The 8,887-nt window shown below is 63.3% G+C and carries 10 protein-coding genes; 4 read left to right on the plus strand and 6 right to left on the minus strand.

Annotated features, from left to right (window positions below):
- A partial coding sequence (locus tag EN943_RS31495) for a heme-binding protein (protein WP_206522842.1) occupies positions 1 to 256 on the plus strand: 256 nt, incomplete at its 5' end.
- A 265-nt stretch (positions 257 to 521) separates the two neighbouring features.
- On the opposite strand, the gene EN943_RS31500 is transcribed toward EN943_RS31495, so the two are convergent.
- The 3 genes from EN943_RS31500 to EN943_RS31510 all read right to left on the minus strand — a co-directional run bounded on the left by EN943_RS31500 (position 522) and on the right by EN943_RS31510 (position 2,240).
- The gene (locus tag EN943_RS31500) at positions 522 to 923 is read right to left on the minus strand and encodes a hypothetical protein (RefSeq protein ID WP_023810946.1); all 402 of its coding nucleotides are present in this window, start codon (positions 921 to 923) and stop codon (positions 522 to 524) included.
- Between the two features lie 232 nt (positions 924 to 1,155).
- On the minus strand, positions 1,156 to 1,338 hold the full coding sequence (rpmF, locus tag EN943_RS31505) for a 50S ribosomal protein L32 (protein WP_008834724.1): 183 nt from the start codon (positions 1,336 to 1,338) through the stop codon (positions 1,156 to 1,158).
- Between the two features lie 140 nt (positions 1,339 to 1,478).
- Positions 1,479 to 2,240: a transglycosylase domain-containing protein gene (locus EN943_RS31510; protein ID WP_127415939.1), complete on the minus strand. Its 762-nt coding sequence runs from the start codon at positions 2,238 to 2,240 to the stop codon at positions 1,479 to 1,481.
- Positions 2,241 to 2,462: 222 nt separating this feature from the next.
- Between EN943_RS31510 and EN943_RS31515 the strand changes: the two genes are divergently transcribed.
- The 3 genes from EN943_RS31515 to EN943_RS31525 all read left to right on the plus strand — a co-directional run bounded on the left by EN943_RS31515 (position 2,463) and on the right by EN943_RS31525 (position 6,803).
- Positions 2,463 to 3,380 (plus strand): polyprenyl synthetase family protein, encoded by a 918-nt coding sequence (locus EN943_RS31515; RefSeq protein ID WP_127415940.1) that lies wholly within the window; start codon positions 2,463 to 2,465, stop codon positions 3,378 to 3,380.
- A gap of 161 nt (positions 3,381 to 3,541) precedes the next feature.
- On the plus strand, positions 3,542 to 4,348 hold the full coding sequence (locus tag EN943_RS31520; RefSeq protein WP_127415941.1) for a class I SAM-dependent methyltransferase: 807 nt from the start codon (positions 3,542 to 3,544) through the stop codon (positions 4,346 to 4,348).
- Between the two features lie 115 nt (positions 4,349 to 4,463).
- Positions 4,464 to 6,803, plus strand: a complete 2,340-nt coding sequence (locus tag EN943_RS31525; protein WP_127415942.1) for a response regulator — start codon at positions 4,464 to 4,466, stop codon at positions 6,801 to 6,803.
- Positions 6,804 to 6,827: 24 nt separating this feature from the next.
- Here EN943_RS31525 and EN943_RS31530 read toward each other — a convergent pair whose 3' ends face one another.
- From EN943_RS31530 to EN943_RS31540, 3 genes are all read right to left on the minus strand, one after another.
- A complete protein-coding gene (locus EN943_RS31530) occupies positions 6,828 to 7,568 on the minus strand; it encodes a class I SAM-dependent methyltransferase (RefSeq protein WP_127415943.1) in 741 nt (246 codons plus the stop codon).
- Positions 7,569 to 7,616: 48 nt separating this feature from the next.
- The gene (locus EN943_RS31535) at positions 7,617 to 8,369 is read right to left on the minus strand and encodes a Stf0 family sulfotransferase (RefSeq protein ID WP_127415944.1); all 753 of its coding nucleotides are present in this window, start codon (positions 8,367 to 8,369) and stop codon (positions 7,617 to 7,619) included.
- Between the two features lie 150 nt (positions 8,370 to 8,519).
- Positions 8,520 to 8,887, minus strand: a 368-nt coding sequence (locus EN943_RS31540; RefSeq protein ID WP_164778474.1) for an SPOR domain-containing protein, incomplete at its 5' end; no start/stop codon positions are given.

An 8,887-nucleotide genomic window follows, 5' to 3' on the forward strand; every position in this document is an offset into this window, starting at 1 on the left:
GGCCTATGGTGCGCTCGCCATCGGCATGGGCTCGCGCAAAGTCGAGGCTTTCGCCAAGGAGCGCCCGCACCTCGTCGCCGGCATCTCGGACGTCTCTGGCGGACGCGTGCTGCCGGTGGTCGGCGGCGTGCTGATCCGCGACAAGGCCGGCGACATCATCGGCGCCGTCGGCATTTCAGGCGACACGTCGGACAATGACGAAGCCGCGGCAATCGCCGGCATCAAGGCCGCCGGTTTCACCGCCGATCCGGGCTGAGCATCGGGAAACTTCGTCATCCACGGGCGGAGCAGGAGCGAAGCTCCGTCGCGGAGACCCGAGGATCCATTCCGTAACATCAGCCGTAGAGTGCAGCGGAGCAGAATTCTGGACCGCTGAAACGCTCACGTGTCGCGGCATGGATCCTGGGGGGCTGCGCCGCGTCGCTACGCTCCTTGCTACGCCCCAGGATGACGACGTTATGGCGTTTCCGCCAACTGTCAGCGCAAGCGCCCGTCAAACTTCCGCGTTCCGCGCTGGGGACCTAATTCAAATTGATGTCCCGGCTGGCCGACCGCATCGACACAGCGAATCCGGCCAGCACGTCGAACAGCGCGATGACCATCAGCGTGAAGAAGACGGAATGGGCGGCGCCCTTCACCAGCAGGAACTCGACCAGGAAGGCCACGAACACCAGCGTCGACAGAAGATGGTCCATGATCGACGCATTGGTGGTGCGCACCGACTTCGCCATTTCTAGGAACAGGAAGACCAGCCCGATCAGTATCATCAGGTCGCCCAGCGTCATCGAGAACACCCCGCCCGACATCATGCTGAAGGAGAAGACCTCGCTTGCCCACGGATCGTCACCGCTGCCGAATATTCCCAGCAGTCCGAGATTGTAGAGCACGAAAGGCACGATCAGCAGCGGAATGGCACCGAACATCTGGCGTCTCCATGTGGGGGCAATCCTTTGTAGAATGCGCCATAGGCACGCCGTCAAGATGTTTCGCTATCAGCGCTGAACACGGTCGAAGACCGCACGCAACAACCATGTCAGCCGGTTGCCTGCAATGGTTATCGCCCATGCTTCGAGTATGCGCGCGCCCGGCCCCCAAACGCAAAAGGACCGGCCACCGGCCGGTCCTTTTGGATTCAAGCCTTTGGAAAGGCTGGTCTCAGCTTTCCTTGGGCGTCAACACCTGGCGACCGCGATACATGCCGGTCTTCAGGTCGATATGGTGCGGGCGGCGCATTTCGCCGGAATTCTTGTCCTCGACATAGGTCGGGGCCTTGAGGGCGTCGGCCGAGCGGCGCATGCCGCGCTTGGACGGAGAGGTTTTACGTTTCGGAACGGCCATGGATATGCTCCACTACATGGTCAAAAGCCCCGCCCGCCCTCGTGAAAGGGCCATGTCGGGGCCTAAATCTGAGAAAGTCGGGTGCCTATACACGCCCTGTGCCGTTTTGGCCAGCACTGGCGCGAATTTTTTTGGATCGTCTAGCGGAGACAACCGACATAGGCGCCTGAGCGGCCGGCTCGCCGCTCGATCAGATTGGCAAGCCGCCTCAGGCCGGGCCCGGGCTTGGCCGGATTGCGGGCGATCGGATTTGGCAAGGAGACCGCCAGCAGGGCGGCTTGCCGTCGCGACAGCTGTTTTGCCGAAACGCCGAAATGGTGCTGTGCCGCGGCCTCAATGCCGTAGATGCCCGGGCCCCACTCGGCGATGTTGAGATAGATTTCCATGATGCGCCGTTTCGACATCACCGCATCGAAATAGACGGCCAGCGGCAGTTCGACCACCTTGCGCACCGAGCCCAGCGGCCGCGACCAGAGAAACAGATTCTTGACCGTCTGCATGGTGATGGTCGAGGCGCCGCGCGTCGCCTCGCCGGCCAACGCGTCGTCAACGACGCCTCTCAGCTCGCCGAGATCGACGCCACGATGAAAGCAGAACTGCCCGTCCTCCGACATGATGACGGAATTGGCCAGCACCGGCGACACGTCGTCGATCGGCACCCAGCGGCGGTCGTAGCCGGAGAAGGTCGCCAGGTCCTTCAGCATCAGCGTCGAGACAGGATGCACGAAGAACGGCAGGTACAGAAACGTCAGCACGACCGGAATCAAAGCCAGCACCGCGGCCACGACGATGCCGCGCCGGACCCAGCGCTTGAGACCACGGCGGTTTACGCCCCGCGATCTCGTCGCCATGTCCAGCTTTTCGGTTTCATGATCGACGATCGGTTCCGCCAAGCCGCCCAACCCGTGCCAGAGAGCTCGTTTTGAAACGCGCTCCTGTGAGTCATGTGACGGTGTTTTCGAGAATCGGAGCGGAGCGTACATTAGCGTACGCAAGCACCGGAAGCGCAGAAAACGCCCTCAGATGACCGCAGGAGTAGAGTTTCCAAACGGGCTCATACTGCTCCGGCATAATGGCGCTTGCCTTCTTGCGCAACGTCTGAGTGTCGGCTACCGGTCCCGGCCATGACGAATGACGACCAAATGGCGTTCGAAATGGCGCTCATCCGACGCGCTGCCGCCGTCGAGGTGCTGCTGCGGCGGCTGCTCGACGATCGTGCGCTTTCGGGCGAGATCGCGCGGCCTGAGCGTTTGATGGCGGCGATGCGGCACGGCGTGCTGAACGGTGGCAAGCGCCTGCGGCCTTTCCTGGTCATGGAAAGTGCGGCCCTTTTTTCCGCCGATGGCGAGGCGGCACTGCGTGTCGCCGCCGCACTTGAATGCGTGCATTGCTATTCGCTGATACACGACGATCTGCCCGCCATGGACGACGATGATCTGCGCCGTGGCCAGCCGACCGTGCACAAGGCCTTCGACGAGGCGACCGCTATCCTGGCTGGCGATGCCTTGCTGACGCTGGCCTTCGACATCATCGCCGGCGAGGCGACCGCCCTGCCGGCGGAGCGGCGGGCGGCCCTGGTGCTGGCGCTGGCCCGCGCCGCCGGCCCCGGCGGCATGGTCGGCGGCCAGAAACTCGACCTCGAAGCCGAACAGGCGCCGCCGGACGAGGCCGGCATCATCCGGCTGCAGGCGATGAAGACCGGCGCGCTGATCCGTTTCGCCTGCGAGGCAGGTGCCCTCATCGCCGGCGCTCCGGCCGACGACCGCGAGCGGCTGGCCGAATTCGGCTCGGCGATCGGTCTTGCCTTCCAGCTTGCCGACGACCTGCTCGATTTGACCGCCGATGCCAGCCAAATGGGCAAGGCGACCGGCAAGGACGCCGCCGCCGGCAAGGCGACGCTGGTGGCCTTGCATGGTGCGAATTGGGCACGCGGCCAGCTTCACGGCCTCGTCCAACAGGCGCATGCGCTGCTTGAGCCCTTTGGCAACGATGCCCAATTGCTGAAAGAAGCGGCGACGTTCGTGGCGACCCGCACCAGTTGAGATTGGCGCCAACCGAGATATCGAGCTGACTAAAGCTCGCTCGTCCTCCGCCGGCCAATTCAGAAATAAAACTTGAGCGGAAGCCTGCCGAGGCAGAGGATCGACATCGCTTTGCCATCCGCACGGCAAGCACGCGGTGCGGATAGAGTTGGAGGGGTGCCATGTCGACCACCGACAAGCTGTTCAGCGGTTCCATTGCCGAGGTTTACGACCGGGCGATGGTGCCGCTGATCTTCGAGCCATATGCGCGGGATCTGGCGGAGCGGGCGTCGAAGCTCGGACCGCAATCGGTGCTCGAAGTGGCGGCGGGCACCGGTGTAGTGACACGTGCGATGGCAGCAAAGCTGCCGGCGCAAGCGCGCATCGTGGTCACCGACCTCAATCAGCCCATGCTCGACCACGCACGCACGCGGATGGCGGACGATCCTCGCATCACCTGGCAGCAGGCCGATGCCCAGGCGCTGCCCTTCGAGGACGCAGAGTTCGATGCCGTGGTCTGCCAGTTTGGCGCGATGTTCTTCCCCGATCGGGTGGGCGCCTACGGTCAAGCGCGGCGGGTGATGCGGCCGGGCGGGCATTTCCTGTTCAACGTCTGGGGTGCCCTCGAAGACAACGAGTTCGCCGAGGAAGTGACGCGGGCACTCGGCCATTTTTTCCCGGCCGATCCACCGCGCTTCATGGCGAGGACGCCGCATGGCTATCACGATGGGGACGTCATCCACGCCGACCTTCATGCCGCCGGCTTCCGTGACATCACCATAGAGCCGCTGGATGCCGTCAGCGCCGCTCCGTCGCCTTATGATGCGGCCGCGGCCTATTGCCAGGGCACACCCTTGCGGGCCGAGATCGAGGCGCGCGGTGGCTCGCTGGAGGAGGCGACGCGATACGTGGCGAATGCCCTTGGGAAACGGTTCGGGGAAGGCCCGGTGAGTGGCCGCATCCGCGCCCTCGTCGTGGAAGCGGCCTAGGCGTGCTTGTCCATCCGGCGGCTCGTATGGCCTGCCTGCCCGCACGAACGAAATTTTAATGTAAATGAAGCGTAATCCCGGCCATTAAAATGGTGCGTATGTGTTGGGGTTGCGCATGCCTGAATATTCGTCCTTCATCCGGTCGGTTCGGATCCGCTATATTTCAGGGTTGCTGATCTTCGCGCTGGCTTCCGCCGGCATCGTGATTGCGCTTGACCGCGTCAATTCCTTTCGCCGCGACATCGATGCGCTGAGCAGCAACCTCGTCATCTTCACCCGCGACCTGCGCAACGCGACCAGCTTTGCCGAGACGACCGGCACCGCCTGGCGGGCGGAGACACGCGATGCCCTGACCACATCGGCGCGCGGCCATTCGGAGCGCCTGACCGGCGAGATCGAGACGCTGACCGCCCAGCTTGCGGCGATCAAGCCGCGGCTGTCGATCAAGACCGTCAACGAACTCCAGTCCGCTTCCGTCAACGGCGATCTGTTCTGGTCGCCGCGCGACATGGTGCGCAATTTCAACCTGATGTCGGTGGCGCAGAAGGTCGACGAGTGGAGCTATCGCGAAATCCGCAACCAGAACGACCTGTTCGCCCAGCCGATGCTGGTCCGCGTCCGCACCGCCATGGACGATGAGCGCCATCTGGCCGATGCCTACTCAGACAGGCTGTTGTTGTGGGCGAGCGGTATCCTGTTTGCGGCCCTTGCCATCGTCGCCTTCTGGATCTTCCGTCCGATGGAAGTGGCGATCCGCCGCGCCTTTGCCGAATCCGCCGAATCCCTGTTCAAGGCCGAGGCCGCCGACCGCGCCAAGTCGGAATTCCTGGCCAATATGAGCCACGAAATCCGCACGCCGATGAACGGCGTGCTCGGCATGGCCGAACTGCTGGCCAAGACCGATTTGACGGCGCGCCAGAAGACCTTCACCGACGTCATCGTCAAATCCGGCAATGCGCTGCTGACCATCATCAACGACATCCTCGATTTCTCCAAGATCAATGCCGGGCAGCTCACCCTCGACCCTGCTCCCTTCCGCCTTTCCGAGGCGGTCGAGGATGTGGCGACGCTGGTGTCGGCGCGCGTCGCCGAAAAGAACCTCGAACTGATCGTGCGCGTCGATCCGCGCCTGCCGGCCCATGTCGTCGGCGACGCCGGCCGCTTCCGGCAGATCATCACCAACCTGCTCGGCAACGCGGTGAAGTTCACCGAGAAGGGTCATGTGCTGATCGATGTCGGCGGCGAGATCGTCAACGACGAGGTCCAGCTCAAGATCCGCGTCGAGGACACCGGCATCGGCATACCGGCCGAGAAGCTGCAGAACGTGTTCGAGAAATTCGCACAGGTCGACGGCTCGTCCACCCGCCGCCATGAGGGCACGGGGCTGGGCCTCGCCATCGCCGCCCGCCTCGTAGACCTGATGGCAGGCAAGATCGGCGTCGAAAGCGAGATCGGCCGCGGCTCCGTGTTCTGGTTCGCGGTGCCGCTGCCCGCGCATCAGGCCGCGGCGCGCGACGAGATCGTACCGGTCGACGTCACCGGCGCGCGCGTGCTGGTCATCGACGACAATTCGGTCAACCGTGAGATCCTGCTCGAGCAGCTCAGAAGCTGGAGCTTCGATTGTGCCGCCGCCGAAAGCGGCGCCGTCGGCCTCGCCTTCCTTGACCGCGCCTTTCAGCTCGGCGCCGCCGTCGATTGCATCATCCTCGACTACCAGATGCCGGGCATGAACGGCGCCGATGTCGCCAGAGCCATTGCTTCCGACAGCCGGCTGTCCTCCATCCCGGTAGTGTTGCTGACCTCGGTCGACCAGGTCGATTTCGGCAAGATGATCATCGACTTCGGCATATCAGCACACCTGACCAAGCCGGCGCGCTCCGCAGTGCTGCTCGGCACCGTCATCTCGGTGATCCAGAAGGCCCGTTCGCAGGTCGGTAAGGCGCGGTTCGTCCGCGAACCGATCGTGCAGGCTCCCCCGGCAGCGCCGCCTGCCTTCACCGTCATCCGCGGCCCGGCAATGCCGGTCGCGGCAGCGCCGGAATCGACAACCACGCCGAACGGACCGATCGACATCCTCATTGCCGAGGACAATGACGTGAACCAGCTGGTGTTCGGCCAGATCCTCAATGGGCTGGGCTTGAGCTACCGCATCGCCGGCAATGGCCGCACGGCGGTCGAGATGTACCGGGCGCTGCGCCCCAAGCTGATCCTGATGGACGTCTCGATGCCCGAAATGAACGGCTACGAGGCGACCCGCGCCATCCGGGCGATGGAGGTCTCGACGGGCGCCCACATCCCGATCATCGGCGTCACCGCCCATGCGCTGAAGGGCGATCGCGACAAGTGCATCGAATCAGGCATGGACGACTATCTGCCGAAGCCCGTCTCGCCCGACCGCCTGGGCACCAAGATCGGCACCTGGCTCAGCGAGACCGTGGTGGCCAAGACCGCATGATGCGGATTCAGTCCGGCGGCCGGATCAGCACAACCGGCCGATCGGGATGATTTCCGGCGAGGTCACGCCATAAGGCGTGCCCTGCCAGTCACCCAGCCACTGCTCGACCAACAGGCCAGCCTCGTCCAGCATCCCCGCAAGATCTTCCTTCTTGGGGAACGCGATCTTGGATACGGCGCCCAGAACAGGTCTACCGCCCGGAATGTCATAGAAGGTCGAGTAGGTGACGATGCCGGTAGCGGCATCGTGTTCGGCATCATACCAGGCTTTGACCGTGCCGAGGTCGGGATGCGTAACCGCCCGTTCGGAGCGCTGCGGTGTCCATTCCAGCCATTCCTCCTCGGCGGGATTTCGTGTGTCGAAAATGAAGAGCCCGCCGGGAGCGAGATGCTCAGCGATGGTGCCCAGCACCGCCATCTGATCCTCGCCTGTCAGGAAAACCTGGAACGCATGCCCGGTGAGCAGGACCAGATCGAAACGCCGCCCGAGCCGAACAGTTCGCGCGTCAGCCTCGACCCAGTCGACCCTGTCGCCGCCGGCCCTGCGCCGCGCGACGTCGAGCATCGCCGATGCCGGGTCAACGCCAGTGACATTATGCCCATCGGCAAGTTCGGCAGCCAGTTGGCCAGTGCCACAACCGAGATCGAGGACCGAGCCGCGATTTACGGCAAGACCGATACAGTATTCAAAATCGGCACGGCCGCTTTGGTTCTCGATATCATAGAACTGGACGAAGTCGGGATCGCTGTAGATAGGGTCGGTCATAGTCTCTGGGCCTATACTCCAAATTTCCAGCTGCGGCCCATCAATGCGTCAGGCCGCCGCGTCCAGGCGATAGCGGCGCATCCAGTCGAGGCTAGTGTCGTCAGAGAGCTTTGCGACGCCGGGCCTTATATCTTCGGCGTCTGGTGCTCGGACTTCCAAGACTTCGCAGATGCCTAGCAATGTCGCCGCCGGATTGCCCGAAAGACGCTCGTAGCCGACGCGCAGCGGGGTTATGCCTTGCTCAGCGAACCAGATGTTCCAGGCCGCATCATAGGTCTCGAGTTCCTCGACCTCACGCCTGATCCGCTCGAAATCATATTGGGGCTCTTTCGGCGGTGCGACCCTTTCGATCTCCGTGCCGTCGGGAGCGATATGCCAAAGACCGGTCTGCTCTGCCTTGATCAGGGAGACAGCCTGCGCGAGCTTGTCCTCCCGCGAGAGGTGTATGTAGAGGATGCGGCCAAAGGCCCTTTCAAGACGCGCTCTGTCGGATGGCAGTTTTGGGAAAATCCGGTCGAGGATTGCCGAAAGCTCCTCCAGATTTTCGCGCATCAAGCGAAGGCCGAAGAGGCCGGCCCCACCCCTGCCGGCAGCGATCGCTGCGTTGAGATAGGCGACATTGAAGTCGAGCTCACTCATCGTGTCGCGATCGGGCAGCTTCCACTCTTCGGCCCACTCCAGCACATCCTGGCGCCGGTAGAATGAGTGCGGATCGCCAGCCGTCTTCGTGGATGCCAGAAGTTTGCACAGCAGCGTGCTTCCGGTCCTCGGTGTGCCGCAGATAATGTATCCATCGAACATGTTGTGCCCATGCTGCTCGTCAAAGGCAGGGGCTGTCGCCCCTGGTAAAGATGGCCGCCGCTATAGCTGAAATCTTTGCTGGATGCGACGTCACGGCTGTCGCTTTTAAATGCCTCTCTCAGACAAAACATCGCGCCGGCAGCGACCAAATTACCGGTTGCGCACCACCACGCATGCCCCACCGATGCTTTGCAATTTCTGGCAGATGACGTTGGCATCGGCGCGATGGTCGACACCGATCCTGACCGCGTAGATGCCGCGCCGGCCGATTGGCGTGCGCACCCGGCTGACCACCGGATCGTGCCCGTTGAGCAGGGCCGGGAACCGGCTCCTTACCCTGAGCCACTGGTTGATCGCGGCACTGCGGCGGAAATTGCCGGCCACCTGGATGCCCCACGGCTTTACATTGATCGAAGCCATCGCCACCGTCCGCGACATGATCACCGGCAGTTTTCGGCAAGCGACGGCAAAATCCGCCTTTGCGTCGAGCGGCTCGACCTTTCCAGCATAGGCCCTGT

Source organism: Mesorhizobium sp. M7A.F.Ca.US.006.01.1.1, from assembly GCF_003997935.1.
Classification (GTDB): Bacteria; Pseudomonadota; Alphaproteobacteria; order Rhizobiales; family Rhizobiaceae; genus Mesorhizobium.

What these genes read in the sequence shown, in the direction of transcription:
- EN943_RS31500 (WP_023810946.1), bottom strand. Translation starts at nt 923, where the DNA reads ATGTTCGGTGCCATTCCGCTGCTGATCGTGCCTTTCGTGCTCTACAAT.
- rpmF (WP_008834724.1), bottom strand. Translation starts at nt 1,338, where the DNA reads ATGGCCGTTCCGAAACGTAAAACCTCTCCGTCCAAGCGCGGCATGCGC.
- EN943_RS31515 (WP_127415940.1), top strand. Translation starts at nt 2,463, where the DNA reads ATGACGAATGACGACCAAATGGCGTTCGAAATGGCGCTCATCCGACGC.
- EN943_RS31520 (WP_127415941.1), top strand. Translation starts at nt 3,542, where the DNA reads ATGTCGACCACCGACAAGCTGTTCAGCGGTTCCATTGCCGAGGTTTAC.
- EN943_RS31525 (WP_127415942.1), top strand. Translation starts at nt 4,464, where the DNA reads ATGCCTGAATATTCGTCCTTCATCCGGTCGGTTCGGATCCGCTATATT.
- EN943_RS31530 (WP_127415943.1), bottom strand. Translation starts at nt 7,568, where the DNA reads ATGACCGACCCTATCTACAGCGATCCCGACTTCGTCCAGTTCTATGAT.
- EN943_RS31535 (WP_127415944.1), bottom strand. Translation starts at nt 8,369, where the DNA reads ATGTTCGATGGATACATTATCTGCGGCACACCGAGGACCGGAAGCACG.